Raw genomic sequence first — 25253 nt, 5'->3', positions numbered from 1 at the left:
GCGTCAGTCCCGGCCTTCTCCCGATCGTCCCATCGTCACCCGGAGCTCGTGCCTGCGCCCATCCTGCAGGCGCGGCAGGATCGCAGGGTCGATGCGCTCGCCGTCGAGGAACGCCTGCGCGACGCCACGGGTGACGCCGTGTGGATTCTGCACCTCGATGTGCACGACCGTCGCGCCGTCGCGCAGGACGATCTCGAACCCCGGCCAGCTCGGCGGCACGCGCGGGTCCAGGCGCCAGCCCCCCCGCGAAGGGTGAAGGCCCAGGATCGCTTCGAGGCCCAGCCGGTAGGCCCAGCCCGCGGCCCCCGTGTACCAGGTCCAGCCTCCCCGGCCGGTCCATGGCGGCGCGGAGTAGACGTCGGCGGCCAGCACGTACGGCTCGGTCCGGTAGCGGGCCACGGCGTCGCGGGTGAGGGCGTGGCGGATCGGCAGGAGCCGCTGGAACAGGCCGACCGCGCGCTCGATCTCGCCCAGCCCGGTCAGGGCCCAGAGCGCCCAGATCGCCGCGTGGGTGTACTGGCCGCCGTTTTCCCGGATCCCGGGAGGGTAGCCGCGGATGTAGCCTGGGTCCTGGTCGAGACCGGCGAAGGGGGGCGTGAGGAGCACGATCAGTCCCTCCTCCTCCCGCACCAGGTGCTGCGCTGCGGCCTCCATCGCCGCGGCGGCCCGTGGCCTGTCCGCCGCCGACGACAGGACCGCCCAGGCCTGGGCGAGCGCGTCGATCCGGCACTCGGCACGCTCCGCCGAACCCAGCGGCGTGCCGTCGTCGTAATATCCGCGCCGGTACCAGGCCCCGTCCCACGCGGCCGCCTCGAGGGCGCCGCGCAGCTCTTCCGCCTGACGCCGCTGCGTCGCCGCCCGGTCCATGTCGCCCCGGCGCTCGCTCACCGCCGCGAACCGGACGAGCGTCGTGTAGAGGAACCAGCCGAGCCACACGCTCTCGCCGCGGCCGCCGATGCCCACGCGGTTCATCCCGTCGTTCCAGTCGCCGCTCCCGAACAGGGGCAGTCCGTGCGCGCCCGCCGTGCGGCCGCGCTCGATCGCGGCCAGGCAGTGCGCGTAGAGCGTCGCGCGGCGCGCTCCGGGCTCGAAGCGCGCGTAGCGCTCGACCTCGCGCGGCTCCAGGGGCGCGCCCGCCAGGAACGGCACCTCCTCGGACAGGATCGTCTCGTCGCCGGTCGCCTCCACGTAGTGGGCCGTGATGAAGGGTAACCACAGGAGGTCGTCCGAGCACCGCGTCCGCACCCCGGCTCCCGCCGGTGGGTGCCACCAGTGGAGGACGTCCCCGGTCTCGAACTGGTGCCGCGCCGATTCCAGAATATGCTCGCGCCACATCCCGGGCGCGCAATGGACCAGCGCGGCCACGTCCTGCAGCTGATCGCGGAACCCGAACGCGCCGCTCGACTGATAGTAGCCGGTCCGACCCCACAGCCGGCTCGACAGCACCTGGTACAGCAGCCAGCGGTTGAGCATCACATCGAGCGCCGGATCCGGCGTGCGCACGGTGACCGCGCCGAGCAACGCGTCCCAGTGCCGATGGAGATCGGACCATGCGGCCCCGATCGCGGCGCGTTCGCGGTACCTGGTCACGAGCCCCAGCGCCTCGTCGCGCCTTGCCGCCTGGCCCAGCATGAAGTGCACGTGCGCCGTCGCCCCGGGGGCGAGGTCGAGATGCACCTGGAGCGCGGCGCAGGGGTCGAGCCCGGCCCGGACCGCGCTGGCCAGACCGATACGCCCCAGCGCCGCCGGCGCGGCGTAGTCGCCGTGCCGGCCGAGAAACTCCGTGCGATCGGCCGTCAGGCCGTGGAGCCTCTTGCTCGCGGCGACGAACGCGACGCGGCCGGCGAAGTCCTCGTTCCACGGGTTGCGCGCGAGCAGGGCCTCCGAGGCCGGATCGAACTCCGGCAACACGAACGCCTGCGATCGGTCGCGCGTGGCCCCGAGCAGCCACTCGACGTAGTACGTCACCGTGACCCGGCGCGGGCGGTCCAGCCGGTTGGTGAGCGTGAGCTCGACGAGCTTGACCGGATCGTCGGGCGGCACCCACAGGCGCAGGGATTGCTCGAGCCCGTGGCTGCGGTGGAGGAAGGTGGCGTACCCCGCCCCGTAGCGGATCTGATAGGCGCCGTGGGCCGGGGCGGGCCGCGACGTCGGGGTCCACACGGCGCCGGTCTCCTCGTCGCGCAGGTACAGCACCTCGCCCGGCTCGTCCGAGATCGGATCGTTCCGCCAGGGCGTCAGCCGGTTCTCGCCGGCGTTCTCCGCCCACGTGTAGCCGCCGCCCGCCTCGGTCACGACGAAGCCCAGGCGCCGGTTGGCCACCACGTTCACCCATGGGGCCGGCGTCGACTCGCCCGGCTCGAGATGGATGACGTACTCGCGGCCGCCGGCGGTGAACCCACCGAGCCCGTTGTCGAACAGCAACGAGTCGGGCCGCGGAAGGCTCTCGGGCAGCGGCACCTGCGTCAGGCTCGGCACGAGCCCCGGGAGCCTCGCCGGCTCGCCCCCCGCACGCGCGAGCTGCCGGCCGATGCTGCCCTCCGCTCCGTCCAGCACGACGCGCGCGGCGGACAGCAGCAGGACGCGGTCGGCCTCCTCGAGCCGAGCGGCCCGGACCGGGAACACGCCGCCCGGCCGGTCGCGCCAGGCGTCGGCGGCGGCCTGGGCGATCGCCCGGTCGACGTGATCGTCGGTCTCCGGCACGTAGCCCTCGGCCCGCTCGTTGAGGATCACCAGGTCGATGGAGACGCCGCGCTGACGCCAGAGGCGGTGGGCGCGCAACACCGAGGGCAGGATGGCCGTGTCCCCGGCCGCGCCGACCCGGACCAGCCAGATCGGCAGGTCTCCGGAGATCCCGTGTTTCCACAGCGAGCGCTGCCCGAGGCGGTTGTCGCCGAGGACCGCCGCGGGCGCTCGCAGGGCGCCGTGGGGGTACAGGAGAAGGGAGAGCAGCCTCGCCGCCGCCCGGAGATCCCCAGGGGCGAGCGCCAGATCGGCCACCTCGGCCTCGCTCCGCTGACGCGCCGCCTCGAAGCTCCACTCGAGGGCAGGAAGCGAGCGGTAGCGGCTGGCCAGGGCCAGGACGTCGTCGCGCGAGCGGGCGGCCAGGACCACGTACCCGAACGTCGTGGTGCGATGCGCCGGCAGTTCGACTTCCGCCGACAGGGCCATGACCGGATCGAGTGTCGCGCCCGTCATTCCGGCGCCGCGGGGCCCCTCCCGGTCGATCGCGCCCGGACGCCGCACCGTCCGTCCACGACCCACGAAGCGCTCGCGCGAGCTCTCGTAGCCAGCCCGGCGCGCCCGGCCGGCCGGAAGCACCAGCATGTGCGCGACCCAGGCGTCGGGCCCCCGACCGGAGCGCGGTCGGCGGTGGAACGCGAGGGCATCCAGGTCCTCGATGTACTCGCTCGCCACGAACAGCTTGCTGAACGCCGGATGACGCTCGTCCTCGGCCGCGTCGCCGACGACGACCTCGGCGTAGCTCGTCACCTCGAGTCGTCGCCGTGCCGCCGCCTCGTTCCCCAGCGTCACCAGCCGCACCTCGACGTCGTCGCCCGAGGCGACGCAGACCTGCTCGCGGAGCGAGACGTCGTGAACGCGCTGGCGCCTCTCGACCATGTGGGCGTGGAACACCATCTCGCCATCTCCCGGGGCCAGGGACCACGAGAACCGGCGGTCGAGGTCGCGCAGGTACAGACGGAACCCGGGGCCGTCGAGCGTGCTGTCGGCGCGCCACCGCGTGAGCGCCACGGCGCCCCAGTCGCTGCCGCCGCCGTGACTCGAGACGAGGACGCGGTAGCGGCCGTTCGATAGCACGTGGGCCTGCGGAACGCCTGCGTCGGGACCCGCCGGCCACGGCTCGAGGGGCGCCCGCGGGGCCGGCGCCGGGCGAGGGGGCGCGAGCACGAGGCGCGTCCGCTTCCCGGGCGTCGTGACAGCCGGGCGCTCGAACAGGAGCGGCTCCGCGGTCCGGACGATGGCGTCGGCGTGAAAGCGACGCACCATCGTCTCGCCATCCAGCAGGTTGTCGATCGCGGTCAGGATCATCCCCTGGTGGTGCGCCATGAACGAGCGGACGATCGCGTGGGTCGTCCCGGCGTCGAGACGTGATGCCGTGAAGTCCACGGCCTCGTAGAGGCCGTAGCGCCCCATGAGTCCGAGCTCGTCCAGACGGTCGAGATTGGCCATCACCGCCGGCGGCGCGAACGGCAGCGCGAGCAGGCACGCATAGGGGGCGACGACCACGTCGTCCTCGAGTCCACGCTTGAACCCGAGGTCGGGGACGCCGAAGGCCCGGTACTGGTAATTGCGCTGCGCGTCGAAGCGGTAGTACCCCGACTCCGACATGCCCCACGGAACTCCACGCCGGGCGGCATGCGCGATCTGGACCTCGACGGCGGCCGCGCACGCCCGGCCCATCAGGCTGGCCGGCGACTCCCGCAGGAGCAGCCTCGGCATCAGGTACTCGAACATCGTGCCGCTCCAGGACAGGAGCGTGGTGGCGCCGTCCACGCGGGAGAGCGGGCGGCCGAGCTGGAGCCAGTGCTCTTCCGGGACGTCCCCTTTCGCGATGGCGACGAAGCTGGCCAGGCGCGCCTCGGAGGCGAGGAGGTCGTAATGGTGCGCATCGCGGCGATCCGAGGTGACATCGTGGCCGATGTAGAAGAGACGTCGTCCCTCGTCGTAGAGGAAGGCGAAGTCCATCGCCTCGAAGAGCGCCCCGGCCTGCTCGCCGAGCGCGTCGAGGGTGGCGAGGATGCTGCGCGCGGTGTCCCCTGCCCGCGCGATCGCCTCCTGGAGGCGCTGGGCCCAGGCGCGAGCCTCGGGCAGGCCGGCGACGTCCTCGGACAAGACGTCGAGCTGCTTCTCGAGCCGCGATAGACCGGCGCTCGCGCACGCGCAGGCCGAGGGAAGCTCGCCCAGCGCGGGATCGGCGGGCAGGCATCGCTCGAAGGCGGCCCACGCCTCCGCCAGCTCCCCACGGTCTTCGGCCACGACCACCGGGGGCGTCGCCTCCGGAGCCTCCCACGGAAGGCAGAGCTGGATGTCGCGCCACATGGCCTCGAGATGCTGCGGCACCTCGGCGGACCACACGCGCAGCTCGGCGAGCAGGTCCGGGTCGAGACCCGCGCCATCGTCGGCGATCACCGAGAGCAGGGCCTGGTCGAGCTCGGTGCCGCCGCGCTGAAGGAGCCGGGCAATGCCATGCCCCCACGCGCGCCGCTGTCCTCTCAGCGCCGCCGTCTCCTCGCGCATCTTCGTGACGGACGCGCGCAGCGGGACGAACCGCACGGCCTCCGGCGAGGGGACCCGGCGCTCGATCACCTGGAGCAGGACGTCGAGCGTGTCGAGCAGCCCCTCCCAGCGGGCGGGCCCGACGACCGGCGCGTGGACGAGCTCGAGGCACGCCTGTTTCACGATCAGCAGGCACCCGGCGAGGTTCCCGCTGTCCACCGTGGAGACGTAGCGGGGCGACAGCGGCGCGAGATCGCGCGTGTCGTACCAGTTGTAGAAGTGGCCGCGGTGACGTTCCATTCGCCCGAGCGTGTCGAACGTGTTCCGAAGGCGCAGGATGACGGACAGCAGGCCGGCATGGCCGAGATCGTGGGCGGACAGCGTGGCCAGCTGCAGGAGGCCGATGTTGGTCGGGGAGGTTCGCCGTGCCACCTCGCCCCGTGGCTTCTCCTGGAAATGATCGGGCGGGAGCCACTGGTCGTCCGGGCCCACGAACGTGTCGAAGAAGAGCCAGGTCCGGCGCGCGAGCAGACGGAGGCGCCGGGCGTCGGCGTCCGTCAACGCCGGCGCGGGCTGGCGGCGTGGCCGGCTGACGGCGGCAGCGATCTCCGGGGCGAGGAACCAGAGCGCCGTGAGCGGAAGCGCGGCCGGGAGCGCGTCCGGCCGACCGACGGCGAGCAGCGCCAGCGTACCGATCGAGACCGTCGGAGCCGCGAACATCTCTCGCCAGAACGGTCGGCGGGCCTCGGTGCCAACCAGCGCGCGGGCCACCCGGGCCGCTGACGTCCACTCCAGGAGTCGGCGTCCCCGGCGCAGACGGATGAGTGTGCGCACGATCGCGTCAGTGAGAACCACGGCACGATGGGGCAGGAGGGCCACGTGCATGATCCAGAGCGCCGACGCGGGTCGGAGTCGAAGCGTCACCCCCCGGACCGCCGGAGGCAGGGCCGCGACCCGGTTCGCCGACAGCAGTCCGCCCATCGCCTCGGTGAGCAAGGGGGCAGCCAGCACGAGGGCCGCGATCGCGGTCCACACGGCGGGCGCGCCGGGGAAGGCGACCCAGGCGAGAAGCAGAAAGCCGAGCAGCGTCGGGGGAAGCAGGGTGATTCGAAGGTTGTCCACGATCTTCCAGCGCGAGATGAGCGATAGCCCGTTCGGCGCCCGCCCGCCGCCGGCGAGCGGCACCCGGCGCCCGAGCCAGGGGAGAAGCTGCCAGTCTCCCCGGGCCCAGCGGTGGAGACGCCGCCAGTAACTGCGGTAGTCGGCCGGATAGGTCTCGAAGAGGACGACGTCCGTCACCAGCGCCGCCCGACCGTGGACCCCCTCGAACAGGTCGTGGCTCAGCACCGCGTTCTCGGGCACCCGCCCGTGCAGGCTCGCCTCGAGCGCCACCGGGTCGTAGATCCCCTTGCCGACGTAGATGCCCTCGCCGAAGAGATCCTGGTACACGTCCGAGACCGCCCGGGCGTAGAGGTCGAGGCCGGGGTCTCCCCCGAACAGATGGGCGAACGAGGATGCGGCGGCGCCGAAAGGCGTCACGTCCATGCGCGGCTGGAGGATCGTGTAGCCGGCCGTCACGCGACCTGTCCCGGCCTCGAGCTCGGCCCGGTTGAGCGGATGCGCCAGGGTGGCGACGAGGCGGCGGGCTGCGCCGCGGGGAAGCTCGGTGTCGGCGTCGAGGGTGATCACGAACCGGGTCGTCGGAAGGAAGTCGGGATCGCCGACGTGACCGGCAAAGCTGGTGTCCTGATGGCCGGCGAGCACGCGGTTGAACTCGGCGACCTGGCCGCGCTTGCGTTCCCAGGCCATCCAGCAGCCCTCGCGGGCGTTCCACAATCGCCGGCGATGCAGCAGGTGAAACGGACCGATGCCGTCGTGCCCGTACCTCGCATTGAGCGCGCGCACGCCCTCCTCGGCCCGTCGCACCAGGTCGACGTCGCCTGGCATCGACGCTTCGGGAGCGTCGGCCAGCGAGACCAGGAGCGCGAGATGGAGGTTGGGGTCGGCGCTGGCGAGCCAGTGGATTTCGAGCCTCGACAGGAGCGGCGAGACGTCGTCCCCCGGCGAGAGGATGGCGTGCTCGACGATCATGGTCCGGCATTCGACAGCAAGACCGTCGCGGAAGTCCATCTTGGGGAGGACGCGCACGGGGATGACCTGCATCACCAGGCGGTTCACCAGGCTCACCGCGACGGTCACGGCCGGAACGAGGGCCAGCGCCAGCCCCACGACGACGACGGCCGGCGCGGTCCCCGCAGCGAGGAGCGCCACGGCCAGCGCGGCCACGTGAAGCAAGGCGACCACGGCGATGGCCCCGAGGTACGAGGGGGCCGGATGACGCAGGAGGAATCGCCGCCACCGCGTGCCTCGGCCGGGACGATAGCCCACCGTCCGGCCGAGGGCCTCGAAGCCCTCGTCGACGAGGTGATACCCGACATGGCCGCGGCGACCGCCCATGCCCTCGCGCGACCGCCGCACGGCCTCGCGGGCCACGGCTTCCTCCGACCAGTCGCTGCGCGCGGCCAGCTCCTCGACCACCTTGCGGTAGCGATCACGCGTGTCGAAGTCCATGCGGGCGTAGACGCCCGCCGGATCCTCGCGCAGGATCCGCTCGGTCGCGCTGACCTCCTCGAAGAACGCCTTCCAGTCTGTGGTCTCGAGCGTGCGCAGGCTCCGGATGCAGACCCCGACGCTCTGGTCGGTCGGGGTGTCCCCCGCGGGTCCCTCCGGGGGGAGCGCGATGGTGACGGCGCCCGCCAGGGACTCGAGCACCACGATGCGAAGAAGCAGGGGCAGCGCCCAGACCTCGGCCATCGAGAGAGGGCGAAGTGTCTGGAACTCCTCGACCAGGCGCGCGATCCCCTCTCTCTCGACGTGGGGGGCGCTGGCCGTCACGATCTCCCGGGCCAGCGCATACGCCACGGGGAGTCCCGGCCGCTCACCCGCCGCGCTGCGCGGCAGCCGGCGCTCGAAGGCGGGCGAGAACTCCTCGCGCACCAGCCGGAAGGCCCGCTGGACGATGTAGTAGTTGTCGAGCAGCCACTCGGCAGCCGCGCGATCCGCGCCGGGGCCGCCTCCGGCGAGCCGCCGATACGCAGCGTCGAGGACATGCTGCGGGCCGCGCAGGCGATCGGCCAGGCGAGGGCCGTCGCTCACCACGGGGATCGGCCGGGAGAGCTGCCCAGGCCTCAGTGCCCCGGACGGCTCCGCGCCGCCTCTTCGCCGGGCGTCGGCCCGCGTCCGGCCCCGAGGTCCTGGAACACGAGGATCGGCCGCCCACCCTCCTCCAGCAGCCGTCCGGCCACGCTGCCGTACCGCTCACGTGCGTCCCCGGTCTGTCCGTGCGCGCACACCAGGACGAGATCGACGTCGGCCTCGTCGGCCATCGCCCGGATGGCGCGGGCTCGTCGCGAGGCCACCACGATCCGCGTCCCGACGCGGACCTCCCCCTCGACGAGGCGAGCCTGCAACTCGCCGAGGTAGCGCTCGGCCTCGAGCCGGTTCCGCTCCGTGAGCCGCGACACCATCGCCAGATCCTCTGCCGAGGGCGGGAGGCGCCGCGGCATCTCGGGCTCGGGCACGACATGCCCGAGGATCATCTCCGCGTCATGCGCGCGCGCGAGCGCCGCGGCGAGCGGCAGGACGCACTCCGCCCGCGGCGAGCAGTCGAGCGGCACGAGGAGCCGGCGCATGCGGACATGGCCGATCCGCTGTCCCTGGGCCGCCTGCGCGGGGACGACGAGCACCGAGCTGTGGATGCGGGAGACCACCATCAGGGCGGTGCTGCTGAGCGTCCATCCGGTGAGTCCCCCCTCGCCGTGGCTCGACAGGACGACGAGATCGACCCTCTGCGCCCGGGCGAAGTCGATGATCTTCTCGGCGGGCCGTCCCTCGAGCAGCTCGATGGCCGACGTCAGCTTTCGCGCCTTGAGGTCGCGGTCGATCCCGGTGAGCTGGCTCTGGGCCTCCGCCCGTCTCATCTGCCAGTCCACCGCGTCGTGGTGGTGGCTCGTCGCGATCGAGATGGCGGGCGTCTCGACAACCCGCAGGAGCGTCACGCGTGCCGCCAGGGCCTGCGCCACCGCCACCGCCCAGGGAAGGGCGCATTCGGCCAGCGATGAGCCATCCAACGGCACGAGGACATGGCGGATGGTGAGGCCGGCGCAGCCGGCGTCACCTTCGTCGCTCAACGGCCCGACGGCAGTTCCCGGTGCATGCATCACCCTCTCCCCATCGAACAGCAGGCCAAAGGGCCCTGCCAGAGCCCGGCTACCAGTATGACGGACGCCGCAAGCTCGCGCGCGCCTGCGGAACGCGGCTCCTGGGATCTCTGGTGCACGAGACCGTGTCCGGCTGTGAAGTCGCAGGCACCGCCGCCGACCGGATGCCGTCGCGGACTCAGCACCTGGTGCGCCGGGGACGCGGCCGGCAGCGTGGAAGGCCAGTCGAACCTAGCCCGAATTCTCGGAGCCGGCCGGGGCGTGGGTATGCTCACGGGACTTCTCGGTGTCGGCGACGGATTCCTGATCTTGCTCGTGCTGCTGGGGATCGCCCGCTTGCCGATGGCTGGGACCAGCGACGCTGCGCTGGTTGTCGCCTCGCTCGTCGCCGGCCGCCCTCGCCGGGAAGGTCACGATGAAGGCGGTTCCCCGACCAGGCTCCGACTGGACCTCGATCGCGGCGCCGTGGGCGCGAACGATGCGCCCGATGGAAGCAAGGCCGTGCCCGTGACCTCTCGCCTTCGTCCTCGTAAAGGGCTGCCACAGACGACCGACCACTTCGGCGGGGAGCCCGGGTCCGTTGTCGGCCACCACGAGGCGGACGCGCGCCCGGTCCGATGTGGGACGCGTCTGGACGTGCAGCGCCCCACCCTCGGGCATGGCCTCGTGGGCGTTCACGATCAGATTCACGAGTAGCTCCTGGAGGGCTTCGGCATCGCCCCGGATCGACGGCAGCGCCGGGGCGAGATCCGTCGAGACCCAGATCCCTCCGTGGGTGAGGGGTCGCTCGAGAAGGGCCAGCGTCTCCCCGACCATGTGGGAAAGATCCACTGGTCCGTCGGTTCGCTGTGGCGGCGCCGCGTAGCCGAGCAGGCTGTCGAAGGTCGCCGCCACCCGCCGCGCCGCCCGCTGGAGGACGGCAAGATCTTCGCGGACCACCTCGGGCAGACCGATCTCCTCGGCCTCGAGCAGCATGAGATCGATCCGGGACCACAGGATCGCGAGGGCGTTCTTGCTTTCGTGGGCGACCTCCGCCGCCAGGAGGCCAAACGTCACGATGCGCCGCCGTGAATCCGTGACGACCGCCGGATCCGGCAGCGCCTCCAGGACTGCACCGAGCATCCTGTCGTCGGCTCTCATCCCACGGCTCCCTCTCGCGTCGGTGCTACGCAATCGCCGCGCCATGGCGCTCGGCGTCGCTCAGCCGCGACCGGTTGTCGTCAGGCTCTTCAGCGCGGGGCGCGGGCCTGAGCCGGCGCTCGGGTGCTCGCGTCCTTCAAGTACCGGTAGTAGTCGCTGTCCGTGGTGAGGATCAAGATCGAGTTCTTGTTCTGCCCGTCCCTGTAGGCCTCCAGGGTCCGCGAAAAGGCGTAGAACTCCGGGTTGCGGTTGTAGGCGCGGCCATAGATCTGCGTGGCCTCGGCGTCGGCCTTCCCCCGGATCTCCTGGGCCCGCCGGTAGGCGGCCGAGCGGATCTGGCGCAGCTCCTTCTCCATCGTCCCCAGGATCTCCGCGCTCCGGCCCTCGCCCTCCGACCGGAAGCGCGCGGCGATCCGTTTCCGTTCGGAGATCATCCGGGCGTACACCTTCTCGCGGACGCTTTCCACGTAGTTCAGGCGCTTGATCCGCACGTCCACCAGCTCGATCCCGTACTGGGGGATGACCTTCCGGGCCTCAGCCAGGATGGTCCGGGTGAGCTCCTCGCGGCCGCGGATGACTTCCTTCTTCAGCTCCTCCCGCACCTCGGCGGGCACCTCCTCCAAGACCTCGCCCTCGGGAACCTCCCACGAGGCGCTCCGCACCAGCTCGACCAGCTCGCTGGCAGAGACCTGGTCCCGGACCACGGAATCGATGATGTCGTCGAGGCGAGACCGGGCCCCGGCCTCCGTGGCCACGTTCTCCAGGAACTTCTTGGCGTCGGCGATCCGCCAGCGCGCCGTGGTGTCCACCCAGATGAACTCCCGCCCCTTGGTCGGGATCTGGTTGGGATCGCCGTCCCAGATGAGCAGGCGCTTCTCGAAGCGCCGGACGTCCTGCACGAAGGGCAGCTTGAGGTGCAGACCCGCGTCGGTCACTGGCGTGCCTACGGGCCGGCCGAACTGCACGATAACCGCCTGCTGGCCCTCCTCCAGTGTGTAGAAGGTGCCGGCGACCACCAGGAGGATCGCCACCGCGAGGAGACCGAGCCCGACCTTCACGGCGGTCTTCATGGCTACTTCCCTCCCGCAGGGAGCCCGTCACCCGAGCCCATCTGCAACCAGGGCACCAGCGCCTTCTGATCGCCGTCGACGATGTAGAGGGCCTTCGCCTCCGGCAGGATCGCGCCCAGCGCCTCCAGGTACAGGCGCCGGCGAGTGACCTCCGGCGCCGCCTGATACTGGTCCAGGATGGCCAGGAATCGCGTGGCTTCCCCACTGGCCCGGTTGACGCGCTCGACGGCGTGGCCCTCGGCCTCGGTGATCGTGCGGGCCGCCTCGCCCCGGGCCTTGGGGATCTCCCGGTTCGCCTGCTCCTGGGCCTGGTTGATCGTCCGTTCCCGGTCCTGCCGCGCCTCGTTCACCTCGTTGAAGGCAGGCTTGACGGAATCCGGGGGCGTCACGTCCTGGAGCTCTACCGTCACCAGGCGCACGCCGGTCTCGTAGGCGCTGAGGATCTTCTGCATCTCTTCCTTCATCTCGGTGGACACCGCCACCCGGCCGACCGTCAGCACGTCGCTGCCCAGCCGGTTGCCGACGATCTGGCGCATGACCGCCTCGGCGACGTCCCGGATGGTCTGCTGGGACTCCCGCACCCGGAAGAGGTAGCGCACCGGGTCCTCGATCCGGTACTGCACGATCCACTGGACGTCGATCACGTTCAGGTCGCCGGTGAGCATCAGCGACTCGTCCTTCAGGGCCTTGTTGTCCTCGTACTGCGTCCGCTGCCCAGCTCGGGTGGCCACGGTCCGGAAGCCGAACTCCTCCTTGAGGACCCTGGCGGTCGGGATCAGGCGGACCGTCTCGATCCCGTAGGGGAGCTTGAAGTGGAGACCTGGACCCACGCTCCGGACCACCGCCCCGAAGCGCTGGACCACGCCCGTTTCCTCGGGTTGCACGGTGAACCAGCTCGACCAGACCAGGATCGCGACGAGCACGACGGCGGCGCCCGCGACGAGCCGCCAGCTCCCGAACCCGGCCAGGAGATTCCGCACCTCGTCGAGCGCGCGCTCGAAATCGGGTACGGGCCTACGGGTTCCCCGGTCGTCGTCCTCCATGGCCTCTCCTCCTTCCCGAGGGGCGGCCTCCGGCTGGTAAGAGTTCCCCCGTTGAAGGCATTCTTCAGGGCGCTTGCCACGCGTCCACCACCCAGACGGCCAAGCGGCCGGTCGGCGTGTCGAGGAGATCGATCGGACCCTGATCTCGCCCGATGGACCCCGGGATCGGCTCCGGCGAGCCTGGTCGGCCCAGGGCGGGCTTCGACCATCCCCGACACGTCCCGTCGTACCCGACCGAGGGAGGTACGGTACCGCGGCGCGAGGTCACGATCTGTTCGAAAGAGAACACGATGGAGCACTGTTCAAAATTGAACACACGGGACGGAGACCGCCGGGCAACTCCGCGGTCAGCTGCGATGTCGGTGAGCGAGGACCCGGGGTCGGAGCCTGTCGAGGCTCAGTCGTGCACGATCACGTTCATGAGCGACTCGTGCACGCGCAGGCCGCCGTTGTAGTCGATGAGCCCGAGCCGCCGGAACTTGTTCATGAACACACTGACCCGCGCCCGTGTCGTGCCGATCATCTCCGCCAGGGCTTCCTGGCTGACTCTCGGGATCACCGGTTCCGCATCCCGTTTCTTGCCAAATCCCGCGAGCAACAGGAGGATCCGGGCCAGGCGCTTCTCGCTCGAATTGAAGAGCTGATCCACGAGATCCTCTTCGATGCGGATCGTCCGGGACAGCAGATAGGACACGAAGACGTCCGCGAATGCGCTGTCCTCGTGCAGGAGGCCCGTCATCCGGGCTTTCTCGATCCTCACCACGGACGCCTCGCTCAGCGCGGACGCCGTCGCCATGCGCAGCGGCTGGCCGGCGAGACATCCCTCACCGAAGAAGTCACCGGCCCGCAGGATGGCGATGATGGCCGCCTTCCCCCGCGCCGACACCACGGTCAGCTTGACCTCGCCGGTCTGAACATAGAACACCGCATCCGCGGGGTCTCCCTGCGCGAAGACGACCTGGTTCTTCCGGTACTGCGACACGGCACCCCGGCCGGCGAGCCTGATCAGGAACGTCGTGACATCGATCGATGACGACCCGCGACGCGGGCGCTTGCGGATCGTCCACGCCTCCGGCGTGGAGGACTTCCGCTTCTTCCACCGGTCGGGCAGCCCCTCGGTGGCCACCGTCGTTAGCTTGCCCGCCTCGAGGGGCTTCCCGCCGGTGGGGCTCCGCGCCCCAGACGGTTTGCTGGGCTTGGTCACACTCGTCAGACGGCGATTCGGAGGAGGCATCGTCTCTCTGTCCATGTTTCGAAAGGCCGAAAGTTGCTCCCTCGGAACTTGTCGAGCCACGGCGTTGCCCGGACGGATCGCTGAAATATACAACATGGCCCGAACGTCGTGAAGTGTCGGCTAACCGACAGTCGCTCGACGCTCCACGCCGAGCGTCAGAGCACTCCCTTCCACACACGGTCACGCGACACGAACACAGCGCGCTTGCCCTCCCACCCCTGTTCGCGGGCAGCGTTGGACGCCGCGAACCAGGGCGCGCCGCCGGTAGACCTTCGGATCGCTGGTCGGCGCCAGGATCGGCTGCGCGGGCCGGTACCTGGCGGCGAGGCGGGCCGTCTCGCCGGTCCGGGTCACCGTTACCACCACGTCGACCCCGCGATGGACCGCAAGCCTGGCCAGCAGTTTCGGTACCGCGTGAAGGGTATGCGGATCGAAGAAGTCCTCACGGCGCCGCACAACCCCTGGCAGAACCCGTTTGCCGAGCGGCTCATCGGCTCGGTGCGACGCGAGCTGCGCTCCTCGGTTGGCGCGAGGACCAACAGGACGACGCCGCCCGCTCTCAGGGCTTCCTCGTACCGGCGCTTCTCCTCCAGCTCGTCGTCCAGTACATTCAGTCGGTCAGCCAGGCGCATCACCGCGCCTCGGCCGCCGCCTCCGGGGTGTCGCGGATCCCGACGACGTGACGTTCGGGGTAGCGGATGGGCTCGGGACGCGGCTCTGCCATGTGATCGACCCGCTCACCCGCTGGCGGCCGCCCGTGGGCCGTCGCGGGCGAGAAAGATCGCCAGGATCGGCGCCAGTGCGAGACGCATCGCAGGCCCTCCTTATCCAGAGAGTGCCCTGGCCCTTATCGCGATCTTGCTCAGCTCGCGAAGCCAGAGCACGGAGCTGCCGACCGCCGCGCAGAGCAACCAGTCCCCGCCGGTGAGGGTCACGGTCGAAAACGCCTGCTGGAGGAACGGGACGTAGATCACCGCCGCCTGCAGCACGAGCGACAACGCGATCGCCCCCCACAACCACGCGTTCGACCAGAGGTCGGCGAACGCGCTGCGCTCGTCGGACCGCGCGTTGAAGACGTTGAAGAGCGAAAAGAACAGCAGCGTCGTGAACGCCATCGTCTGCGCGTACCGCAGGCTACCCGCGCCGTCGATCAGGCCACCGGGGAGGCTCGCATCGAGCACGAGCAGGGTCCCGGCCGCGACGATCGCTCCCACGAACACGATGCCCGCCCACATGCGGCCGGTGATGGCGCCTTCCCTGCGCGCGCGGGGGGGCTCGTTCATCACGCCGGGATCCGCCGGGTCCGCTCCCAGGGCCAGAGCGGGCGCGCCGTCCGACACCAGGTTGATCCACAGGATGTGCGTGGCCAGCAGCGGGAGCACGACGCCGCCGGCTTCGGCCGACCCCAGCCCGATCGCGTCGGCCAGCAGCACGCCGAAGAACATCGTCATGACCTCGCCCAGGTTCGACGACAGCAGGTACCGCAGGAACTTCCGGATGTTCGCGAAGATCGCCCGGCCCTCCTCGACGGCGGCCACGATGGAGGCGAAGTTGTCGTCGGCGAGCACCATGTCGGCGGCCCCCCTGGCCACGTCCGTCCCCGCGATGCCCATTGCCACGCCGATGTCTGCGGTCTTCAAGGCCGGCGCATCGTTGACGCCGTCGCCGGTCATCGCCACCGTCGCGCCCTGTCGCTGCAGCGCCTTGACGATCCGCAGCTTGTGCTCGGGGTTGACGCGGGCATAGACGGCCACCTCCTGGACGGTCTGCGCCAGCTCGGCGTCCGGCATCCGCTCGAGCTCCGCACCGGTGACGACGCGTCCGTCCGTCGCGATGCCGAGCTCGGCGGCGACGACGGCCGCCGTCTTCGGATGATCGCCGGTGATCATGAGCGGGCGAATGCCGGCACGCCTGGCGCGGGCGACGGCCTCCCTCGCCTCTTCTCGCGGGGGATCCATCATGCCGATGAGGCCCAGAAAGACGAGATCCTGCTCGACGCGCTCGTCCACCTCGTCGCGCTGGAATCCGTCGCTCGGCAGCGACCGGAAGGCGACCCCCAGCGTGCGCAGTGCCTCGCCGGCCAGCGCCTCGTTCGTCGCCTGGATCTCCCGGCGGCGCTCGGCGGTGAGCGGCCTGATCGTTTCGCCGAACAGCTCCCGCGAGCAGCGGGCGAGCAGGACGTCCGGCGCGCCTTTCGTGAAGGCGAGCAGGCGCTCCGCGGCCCGCGCGTCGGTATGGATCGTGCTCATCAGCTTGCGCTCGGAGGAGAAGGGCACTTCCGCGACGCGGACGAAGCGCCCCCCGAGCGCCTCGTCCTCGAGCCCGGCCTTGCGCGCGGCGACGATCAGCGCGCCTTCGGTCGGGTCACCCTGTACCGTCCACCGTCCCTCACGCTCCTGCAGGACGGCGTTGTTGGCCCGGTCGGCGGCGGCCAGGCTGCGCACGAGCTCGACCCGCAGGGCGCCCTCGATCTCGCCGCCGCCGGCCCGGTGCACCTCACCCCGCGGCTCGTACCCGGTGCCCTCGAAGCTGACGCGCCCGCCGGCCGTGACCACCGCCCGCACGGTCATCTCGTTCTTCGTCAGTGTGCCGGTCTTGTCGGAGGCGATGACGTCGGCCGAGCCGAGGGTCTCGACAGCGGCGAGATGGCGCACGATGGCGTTGCGTCTCGCCATACGCTGCACGCCGAGCGACAGCACCGCGGTCACCACGGCCGGCAACCCCTCCGGCACCGCCGCTACCGCCAGCGCGACCCCCAGGATCAGCACGTCGAACACCGCCGAGATCCCGCGCACGTCCTCCATCAGGAGGATCGTCGTGATCATCACGATCGCGATGACGAGGACGATGATGGCCAGCACCCGACCGACGCGCGCGAGCTCCCGCTGCAGGGGCGTGGTCTCCACCGGCGCTTCCCGCAGCATGCCCGCGATGCGTCCCATCTCGGTCCGCATCCCGGTCGCCACCACGACCGCCCGCCCGTGTCCGTACGTCGCCGCGGTGCCGCTGAAGACCATGTTGTGGCGGTCGCCGAGACCGACCTCCTCGGTGATCGGCAGCGTGTCCTTCGCCACCGGCAGGCTCTCGCCGGTGAGCGCCGCCTCCGCGGTCTGCAGGGCCGATTCCCGAATCACCCGGGCGTCGGCGGGGATCGTGTCGCCTTCCTCGACCAGCATGACGTCGCCGGGCACCACCTCGGCCGCCGGGATGCGGCGCCGCACGCCGTCCCGGACGACGGAGGCGTGGGCCGCGGACATCTGGCGCAACGCCGCCACCGCGTGCTCGGCCCGCGACTGCTGGATGTAGCCCATGATCGCGTTGAGGAGGACGACGGCGAGGATCGCCATCGCCTCGTAGGGCAGGACCGTGTCGCGCTCGTACAGCCACAGCCCGGCCGAGATCGCCGTCGCGACGAGCAGCAGGATGACCAGCACGTCCCGGAACTGGGCGATGAACTTCCGCCAAGCGGGGACGGGCGTCTCCGCCGTCAGCTCGTTCCGGCCGTGGCGGTCGAGCCGCGCCTGGGCCTCCGCCTCGCTCAGGCCGCGCTCGGCGTCGGTGGCGAGCGCGGCCACGACGTCGTCGACCCCGTGACGGTACGGGGCCGCGAGGTCTCGCTGCAGAGCGGTGGTGCCCACACGGCGCCCCGATCAGGAAACGGCCCGCGCGGACGGCGCCTGTCGGCCGCGCGCGGAAACGCCGAACGTCTTGACCTCGCCCGCCGCCAGCTCGTACACGCGATCGCGGAGGCCCACCTTCATGCCGGGCGCCGCGCACCGCTCGGCGCTCACCTCCACCTGGTCGCGACGGATGTCGAGACCCAGCGAGTGGCCCCGGTAGCGGACGAGCAACCGGAGGCGTGGCAGCGCGTCGGGCGGCCGGGGGTTGAGCCACAGCACGTCGCCGCGCAGCTCGAGACCTGTGTAGCACCGCTGCAGGACGTCCACCGTCCCGGCCATGGCGCCCAGGTGGATGCCTTCGTGCGTCGTCCCGCTCCGGATGTCGGCGACGTCGCTGAGGAGCGCCTCCTGAAACACGGCCCACGACCGGGGCCGATCCGCGCGCGCCAGGACCCACGAGTCGGCCACCCGGCTCAGCGTCGAGTCATGGGCACTCCCACGCAGATAGTAGTCGATCGTGCGCGGGATCGTATCGCGCTCGAAGGCGTAACCGCGGCGCTCGAGGAGCGCCTCGAGCTCCGCGGCCGAAAACAGGGAGAAGAGCATCAGGACGTCCGGCTGCTTGGAGAGCTTGTACCGGTTCGTCGTGTCGCCCGCGGCCTCCAGGATGAAGTCGAGGCGGTACAAGTGACCATACCGCGTCCGGTAGCCGTCCCAGTCGAACTCCTTCAACGCCTCGTAGCCGGCGAACTGGCCATCGGCGTGGAAGACCAGGTACAGGCGCCGGCTCACCCGCTCCCACTCCGAGATTTCCGCTTCGCTCACGGCCAGCCGCTCGCACAGCGCCATGCGCTCGTCGGCGGGGATGAGGTCGAGGGCGTCGGCCGCGCGCCACAGCACCCACCCGGCCATCACGTTCGTGTAGGCGCTGTTGTCCAGGCCCGGTCGCTCGGCGCCCGTGCAGGCGTCATGGTACTCGTCGGGTCCCATGACGCCGCGGATCTCGTAGCGGTCGAACGCGGCGTTGTACGTGGCGGCGCTGGCCCAGAACCGTGCGATCTCGACCAGCATCTCGGTGCCGTATTCCGCGAGGAATGTCATGTCGCCCGTGACCTGATAATACTGCCAGACGTTGTAGCCGACGGCCGAGCCCACGTGCCGCTGCAGCCGCGTGTGATCGCGCATCCACCGACCCGACCGCGGGTTCAGGTAGAGGACGTCCGTCTCCTCCTGGCCGTCGCTCCGCTCTGCCACGGGTACATCGCGCCGCGGTAGCCAGCGGCCCGGGCCTCGTCGAGCCGCCGGTACCGGTAGCGCAGGAGCGCGCGGGTGATCTCGGGCATTCTCAGATTGAGGAACGGGAAGATGAACAGCTCGTCCCAGAAGATGTGCCCTCGGTAGGCCTCACCGGTGAGGCCCCGGGCCGGGACCCCGACGTCGAGGTCGGTGCTGTGGGAGGAGACCACCTGGAGGAGGTGGAAGATGTGCAGGCGCAGGATCGCCGCCGTCGCCAGGCGCTCGCCGGCCGGCCCGGCGCCGTCGATCTCGAGGTCGATGTCGAAGGAGCGCCAGAGTTGCTCCCAGGCGAGCGCGTGGGCGGCGAGGAGCGTGGCGAACTCGGGGGCGCGCGCGCCACCGCCGTCCGCGCGGCGTGTCGCGTCCTCGAAGACGACCGTCCGCGCGGGCGGCACGCCGAGGCGGCGCCCGGCCTCCAGGAACATGTCGGGGGCCGGCTTGCCCGGCGGGGCTTGCCGTCGACGTACCGGCGGTAGTCCGCGTCCGGGTCGAACGGGGCGAACGGCTCGCCGGTGCGGGCCGCGCGGCTCGCCAGGTACCCGTCGAACACATGCTTCCAGGCTCGGGCGTGGACCGCCGCCGTCCGCGTGATCACCCCGTCGAGGTCGAAGACGAAGGCCTCGAATGTCCCGAGATCGATGATCACCATCGCCGACGCTGGGACCGTTAGATCATTCGCCCTCGTGGGAACCGTCAAAATATTGAGACTTGCAGAAATAATGGAACGCTCAGGAGCATCCTTGGCGCCAGGTTCGGGGCTTTGCGTCTGCTCACTTGACTCTGCCGATTGCGCCGCCCTAACATCACCACGCCCACCGGGGAGGCGCCGATGAAGCTGCGGGCCGGCCGGTTCGTCACTGTCTTGACTCTCGCGCTCCTCGCCACGCCGCTGCCCGCCCAAGCCCAGCAGGCGGGGAAGGTCTACAGGATCGGCTATCTTGCGCCTGATTCTGGACCGTCGTTATCCTCCGAGGCGTTTAGGCAAGGTCTGCGCGACCTCGGTTGGGTTGAGGGAAGGAACATTGTTATTGAGTACCGATGGGCAGGCGGTAGGCGAGAACGGCTCGCAGACCTCGCGACCGAACTGGTCCAACTCAAAGTAGACATCATTCTGGGCTCGACAACGCCGGGGGCCCTCGCCGCCAAGAAGGCGACGAAGACGATCCCGATCGTCATACCTGTTAGTAACGACCCTGTGGGATCCGGGCTTGTCGAGAGCCTCGCCCGACCAGGCGGGAACGTCACGGGTTTCAGCTTCATTGCACAGGACATGACTCAAAAGCGCCTAGAACTGCTCAAGGAGGTCGATCCGGGAATCACCCGCGTAGCCGCTCTCTTGAATCCGACGCACCCACGTTCCGCGGCCGAGTTAAGCGAGGGGGAGGTCGCGGCCCGGGAGTTGGGGATGCAGCTTCAAGTTCTTGCGGTACGGAATCCCACTGAACTTGAAAGCGCTTTTTCGGCAGTGATCAGAGAGCGGGCCGATGGCCTCATCGTGCTGTCAGACCGATTGTTCTTTAACATCCGCGGAAGGCTCGCGGAGTTCGCTGCAAGGCGTCGGGTGCCTTTCATTCACTATGCGAAGGAGTTCGTGGAGGCTGGTGGCCTCATGTCATACGGTCCGAACACTACGGACATGTACCAGCGTGCCGCTATCCTCGTGGACAAGATTCTAAAAGGCGCCAAACCGGCGGACCTACCGGTGGAGCAGCCTACAAAGTTCGACTTGGTCATCAACCTCAAGACCGCCCGCGCCCTGGGCCTCACCATCCCGCCCTCGGTGCTCGCGCGGGCGGATCAGCTGATTGAGTAGCGCTATCGCACCTCCGCGTTGTTTCCACTACTTACGCAAAACCCAATAATATGCTCTCCGACGGGCGGCATGCAGAGCTTCCCCGCCCTGTGGTCCCGATGTACGCTTTGTCCCCCGGCCCCTCGGCATCGGAGCCGGGATGACCCGGGCGTCAGCACGAGGCAGGGCGTCATGAACGAGCGGACGGGCGCGATCCTCGTCACCGGCAGCAACGGCTACCTCGGCTACGCGACAGCCAAGCGGCTCAGTGAGCAGTACGCCGTCGTCGGATTCGACCGGCGGGCTCCGTCGCACCCGCCGCCCAGCGCCGAGTGCATCTACGTCGACCTCACCTCGGATCCGAGCCTGCGCAGGGGGCTGGAAACCGTGCGCGAGCGGCACGGAAACACGCTCGTCTCGGTCATGCACTTCGCGGCGCACTACGACTTCTCGGGAGCCCCGAGCCCGCTCTACGAGAAGATCACCGTGGGCGGCACAGGCCGGCTGTTGCGGCTGCTCCGCGATATGGACTTCCGCGTGGAACAGTTCATCTTCTCCAGCACGATGCTCGTGCACGCGCCCACCACGCCCGGCCGTCCCATCACCGAGGACTCTCCGCTGCAGCCCACCTGGGCCTATCCACGGTCGAAGGTGCGGACCGAGGAGCTGATCCGCCGGGAGCGGGGCGACATCCCCGTGGTCATGCTCCGGCTGTCCGGTGTCTACGACGACCTCGGGCATTCCGCCCCGCTGCCGCGGCAGATCCAGCGGATCTTCGAGCGCGACCCGACGGCCTACGTGTTCGCGGGCAACCCGCACCACGGGCAAGCCATGGTGCACTCCGACGACGTGGTGGACCTCTACGTCCGGCTCGTCGAGCGGCGGCGAGACTTGCCGCCGGAGCTGGTGCTCGAGGCCGGCGAGCCCGAGACGGTCAGCTACGCAGAGCTGCAGACGCGCCTGGGACAGCTCGTCCACGGCGACGAGCGCTGGACGACCATCGTGCTCCCCAAGTCCCTGGCGAAGCTGGGGGTGTGGGGGATGGAACTGCTGCGCCTGTGGCGGATCCCTTTCGTGAAGCCGTGGATGATCGACCGGGCAGATGACCACTACGAGCTCGACATCAGCCGCGCTCGCACGGTGGTGGGGTGGCAACCCAGACACCGGCTTCGTGAGACCCTACCGAGGGTCGTCGCGGCATTGAAGGCCGATCCCTGGGCGTGGTATCGCGAGAACGAACTGCAGATGCCGGCCTGGCTGGAAGCCGTCGCGCCCCCGGCGCCTCCCGGCGAGCTGTCGTGGGAGCGTCTGCAGGAACTCCGTGTCGAGATCGCCCGCATGAGCGCGGCGCTGCCTGCCGCACCGGCCACGGCGGCCGGACACAGGTTGGCTTGATGACCCGCGACGCGGAGCACCACCAGCCCGAGGCTGGACGCGACCGGCACGACCAACAGCCACCGACTCCGCACGGGGCTCACGGCGCCGATGATGCGCACACCGGACACGACGCGACGGCCGGGTCGGATCACGAAGGCGGCGGGCACCAGGCGCCGGCCGGGCACGGCACCCACGACTCGCACGTCGAGCACGCGGCCGCTCCGCCCCGGCTGCCGGAGCGCGTGCAGAAGCTGATGAGGCACCTGCAGGAGATGCGCGTCCTGCAGGCGGTCCTGGGGCGCGAGTACGACCGTGAGATGGCCGAGCAGCGGCAGCACGATGCGCACGTGCGGCGCCTGATGGAGACCGACCCCACGGGGCACATCGAGACCATGCGTCCCATGCAGGAGCACAAGGCGCTCGTGCGGGAGCTGCCGGAGGCCCTTCTGCGCCACGAGGCGGAGCTGTACCAGGAGATCGAGCGCCTGCGCCCGCCGCCCGCCGTGACCGAACTGGAGCACGGCCCAGTCATGGCCTGGCACGTGCTTGCGGAGCACTGGGTGCACATCGCGGTGATGCCGCTGGGCGCCTGGCTGCTCTTCAGCCCCTCGGCCCTCGCCTACCCCAGCGCCGCCACGGCATGGAACGACATGATCAGCGGTGTGCTGGTGATCCTGTTCGCTGTCCTGAGTATGAAGGGATTCCCGTGGGCGCCATGGGCCAACGCGGCGGTCGGGCTGTGGGTGGCGTTCGCGCCGCTCGCGTTCTGGGCGCCGGATCCCGCCTCGTACGCCAACGACACCCTGGTCGGCATCCTGATCGCCGCGTTCTCCGTGATCATCCCCATGCGCTCGGAGATGCCCGGGCCCGAAGTGCCGCCAGGGTGGACCTACAATCCCTCCACCTGGGCGCAGCGGGCGCCGGTGATCGCCCTCGCGACGGTCAGCTTCTTCCTGGCGCGGTATATGGCGTCGTTCCAGTTGGGTCACACCCCTCAGGCCTGGGACCCCATTTTCGGCGCCGGCACCGAACTGGTGCTGACCTCGGCGGTCTCTCGCGCCTTCCTCGTCTCGGACGCAGGGCTGGGCGCGTACTCGTACCTGCTCGAGCTGCTCTCCGCCGTCATGGGTGATGGCCGCCGCTGGCGCACGATGCCGTGGATGGTGGCGATGTTCGGCGTCCTGGTGATTCCGCTGGGCGTCACCAGCGTGGTGCTGATCATGCTGCAGCCGGTGGCCGTGGGCGCCTGGTGCACGATCTGCCTGATCACCGCGCTGTTCATGCTGATCATGGTCGCGGTGTCCCTGGACGAGGTCGTGGCCATGATCCAGTTCCTGGTCGTCGGCAAGCGCTCCGGGGCGTCCGCCTGGCGCCTGTTCTGGATGGGCGGCAGCTTGCCGAAGCCGGTAGAGGACATCGGCCTCTCGCGCCGCCCCGCGGCGTCCGGGGCGGTGGGCTTCTCGACGGAGATGTTCCGGGGCGCAAGCGTGAGCTGGCCGCTGCTCGGCAGCGCGCTGGTCGGCGCGTGGGTGATGGCCGGCCCCTGGGTGTTCGGCACGACGGGTCCGGCGTTCAGGTTCGAGAGCATCTTCGGCGCGCTGGCAGTCGTCACCACCTTCGTGGCCTGGGCGGAGGTGACGCGCCTGTTCAGGGGCGTGAACGTGCTCATCGGGCTGGCGATCGCCATTGCGGCCTGGCTCTTCCCCGACATGTCGCTCGCCGCGCGGCTGGGCGATCTGGTTGCCGGTCTCCTGCTGGTCGTGCTCAGCGTGCCGCGCGGGCGGATCCGGGACCGCTACGGAAGCTGGGACCCGCTCATCGTTTGAAATAGTAGAGGGATGGTCTATTCTCACCTTCGCGTGAAGGCTCCCCCTGCGCTCGCTCGTGCCCGGATCATCAGGCGACGGCGTCATTGGACTCTTGCTCGTAGCGTACAGCTGGCGCCGCTTCGACGACCCCTCGCAGTTCGGCAGAGCGCGCTCCGTACCGGAAATACATCCTCTCGGGGCTCCTGGTATGCGCTGGCTGCGGGGCCTTGCTCAGCATCCGCTCGGGGAGCTCCATCGGCGGCGACCAGCGGTACGGCTGTCCTCGACGCTGGCGCCGGGGCAAGGAAGCCTGCACCAACAATGTTCTCGTTCGCCGCGACCTGGTAGAGCAGCGAATCATCGAACTACTCCAAGAGAAGCTCTATCAGCCGGAGGCCGTCCAACGCCTAGTTGGCAAAGTGAACTCGCTGCTCGCCGTGGAAAAGCCCCAGTTTGCTGAAGAGCGACACAAGCTGATCCAGGAGCGGGATAGGGTCCGCCAGCGACTGGATGGGCTTCGCCGGTTCATCGAACAAGGTGACACATCAGCCAAAGTACGCGAGTGGCTCCGCGATGCCGAACGTGAGGCAGAACAGGTAGATCGTCATCCACCCTGTACGAGAGAAGACGGCGAAGCCCTTTGCCAGGGCCGAGGTGATGACCACCGGCAAAGGGCTTCTCGAGCGTGTAGCGTTCATGGTTGCGGAGGCTGGATTTGAACCAGCGACCTTTGATGGGATAAAAGCGCTCCGCCTCCGCCCACGGTGAGGTTACCGTGGGCGTTGGTCAACACTCAGCGGCCGCTGGCCGCGAGGGAGCCGCAGCCAATGGAATTTATCGCGTTCGATGCCCATGAGCACGACACGCTGGCGTCCGTGGCTCGGCCGGACGGTCGGCTCGTCCGTGAACAGCGCCTCCCCCATGAGCGGGGAGCGCTGCAGCAGTTTCTGGCGCGCCGTGAGTCGGGATCCCCCGTCGCCGTGGAGACGATCGGCAATTGGTATTGGATCGTCGACGAGATTGAGGCGGCCGGCTGCGTGTCCAAGCTCGTCCACGCCCGCAAGGCGAAACTGATGATGGGCGAGATCAACAAGACCGATCGGCTCGACGTCCGCGGACTCAATCAGCTCCAACGCAACGGCACGCTACCGACGGTCTGGATTCCCCCGGGCGAGCTCCGCGACCAGCGTGACCTTCCCCGCACGCGCATGGTGCTCGTCCGCCAGCGCACGCAGCTCAAGAATCGCATTCACGCCACCCTGGCCAAGTACGCCCTCCACGATCTGGAGGTGAGCGATCTCTTCGGCGCCAGGGGCCGCGCCCTCCTGCGTCAGCGTCTCGAGCTCCTGCCCCCGTGTACCGCGTACGCGACTCAGCAACTTCTCGACCAGGTCGAGAATCTGGACCGTCAAGTC

The 25253-nt window shown here is 70.0% G+C and carries 12 protein-coding genes and 2 pseudogenes; 4 read left to right on the top strand and 10 right to left on the bottom strand.

Going from position 1 to position 25253, the window contains the following annotated elements; all coding sequences use genetic code 11:
* Positions 1–3 precede the first annotated feature (3 nt).
* From VFR64_09590 to VFR64_09545, 10 genes and pseudogenes are all read right to left on the bottom strand, one after another.
* A complete protein-coding gene (locus VFR64_09590; protein ID HET9489988.1) occupies positions 4–8394 on the bottom strand; it encodes a glucoamylase family protein in 8391 nt (2796 codons plus the stop codon).
* 32 nt (positions 8395–8426) lie between these two features.
* On the bottom strand, positions 8427–9458 hold the full coding sequence (locus VFR64_09585) for a universal stress protein (GenBank protein ID HET9489987.1): 1032 nt from the start codon (positions 9456–9458) through the stop codon (positions 8427–8429).
* Between the two features lie 231 nt (positions 9459–9689).
* A complete protein-coding gene (locus VFR64_09580) occupies positions 9690–10598 on the bottom strand; it encodes an ATP-binding protein (GenBank protein HET9489986.1) in 909 nt (302 codons plus the stop codon).
* Positions 10599–10687: 89 nt separating this feature from the next.
* Positions 10688–11668 (bottom strand): protease modulator HflC, encoded by a 981-nt coding sequence (gene hflC / locus VFR64_09575; GenBank protein ID HET9489985.1) that lies wholly within the window; start codon positions 11666–11668, stop codon positions 10688–10690.
* A gap of 2 nt (positions 11669–11670) precedes the next feature.
* Complete coding sequence (gene hflK / locus VFR64_09570) at positions 11671–12711, bottom strand: FtsH protease activity modulator HflK (protein HET9489984.1); 1041 nt, start codon at positions 12709–12711, stop codon at positions 11671–11673.
* Between the two features lie 397 nt (positions 12712–13108).
* Positions 13109–13837 (bottom strand): Crp/Fnr family transcriptional regulator, encoded by a 729-nt coding sequence (locus VFR64_09565; protein ID HET9489983.1) that lies wholly within the window; start codon positions 13835–13837, stop codon positions 13109–13111.
* Positions 13838–14769: 932 nt separating this feature from the next.
* A complete protein-coding gene (locus VFR64_09560; GenBank protein HET9489982.1) occupies positions 14770–17583 on the bottom strand; it encodes a cation-translocating P-type ATPase in 2814 nt (937 codons plus the stop codon).
* Positions 17584–17595: 12 nt separating this feature from the next.
* Complete coding sequence (locus tag VFR64_09555) at positions 17596–17904, bottom strand: glycosyl hydrolase family 65 protein (protein ID HET9489981.1); 309 nt, start codon at positions 17902–17904, stop codon at positions 17596–17598.
* 45 nt (positions 17905–17949) lie between these two features.
* Positions 17950–19286 (bottom strand): annotated as a pseudogene (locus VFR64_09550) (hypothetical protein).
* A 20-nt stretch (positions 19287–19306) separates the two neighbouring features.
* A pseudogene (locus VFR64_09545) lies at positions 19307–19510 on the bottom strand (trehalose-phosphatase).
* Positions 19511–19690: 180 nt separating this feature from the next.
* Between VFR64_09545 and VFR64_09540 the strand changes: the two are divergent.
* The 4 genes from VFR64_09540 to VFR64_09525 all read left to right on the top strand — a co-directional run.
* Positions 19691–20674, top strand: a complete 984-nt coding sequence (locus VFR64_09540; protein ID HET9489980.1) for an ABC transporter substrate-binding protein — start codon at positions 19691–19693, stop codon at positions 20672–20674.
* 171 nt (positions 20675–20845) lie between these two features.
* On the top strand, positions 20846–22048 hold the full coding sequence (locus tag VFR64_09535) for an NAD(P)-dependent oxidoreductase (GenBank protein HET9489979.1): 1203 nt from the start codon (positions 20846–20848) through the stop codon (positions 22046–22048).
* Positions 22048–23856 carry a vitamin K epoxide reductase family protein gene (locus tag VFR64_09530; protein ID HET9489978.1) on the top strand — a complete coding sequence of 603 codons (1809 nt, stop codon included), beginning with the start codon at positions 22048–22050 and terminating at the stop codon, positions 23854–23856. The genes VFR64_09535 and VFR64_09530 overlap by 1 nt, the downstream gene beginning before the upstream one ends.
* 809 nt (positions 23857–24665) lie before the next feature.
* The coding region (locus tag VFR64_09525) for a transposase (GenBank protein HET9489977.1) at positions 24666–25253 on the top strand (588 nt) is incomplete at its 3' end.

The organism is Candidatus Methylomirabilota bacterium (assembly GCA_035709005.1).
Taxonomy (GTDB): domain Bacteria; phylum Methylomirabilota; class Methylomirabilia; order Rokubacteriales; family CSP1-6; genus 40CM-4-69-5.
The sequence above is the reverse complement of the archived record's forward strand: the minus strand, read 5'-3'. Positions and strand labels throughout refer to the sequence as shown.

Bases quoted from the DNA above. Each gene is read 5' to 3' on its own strand.
- VFR64_09555 (HET9489981.1), bottom strand. From the start codon at position 17,904: ATGGCCGGGACGGTGGACGTCCTGCAGCGGTGCTACACAGGTCTCGAG.
- VFR64_09535 (HET9489979.1), top strand. From the start codon at position 20,846: ATGAACGAGCGGACGGGCGCGATCCTCGTCACCGGCAGCAACGGCTAC.
- VFR64_09530 (HET9489978.1), top strand. From the start codon at position 22,048: ATGACCCGCGACGCGGAGCACCACCAGCCCGAGGCTGGACGCGACCGG.
- hflC (HET9489985.1), bottom strand. From the start codon at position 11,668: ATGAAGACCGCCGTGAAGGTCGGGCTCGGTCTCCTCGCGGTGGCGATC.
- hflK (HET9489984.1), bottom strand. From the start codon at position 12,711: ATGGAGGACGACGACCGGGGAACCCGTAGGCCCGTACCCGATTTCGAG.
- VFR64_09540 (HET9489980.1), top strand. From the start codon at position 19,691: ATGAAGCTGCGGGCCGGCCGGTTCGTCACTGTCTTGACTCTCGCGCTC.
- VFR64_09585 (HET9489987.1), bottom strand. From the start codon at position 9,458: ATGCATGCACCGGGAACTGCCGTCGGGCCGTTGAGCGACGAAGGTGAC.
- VFR64_09580 (HET9489986.1), bottom strand. From the start codon at position 10,598: ATGAGAGCCGACGACAGGATGCTCGGTGCAGTCCTGGAGGCGCTGCCG.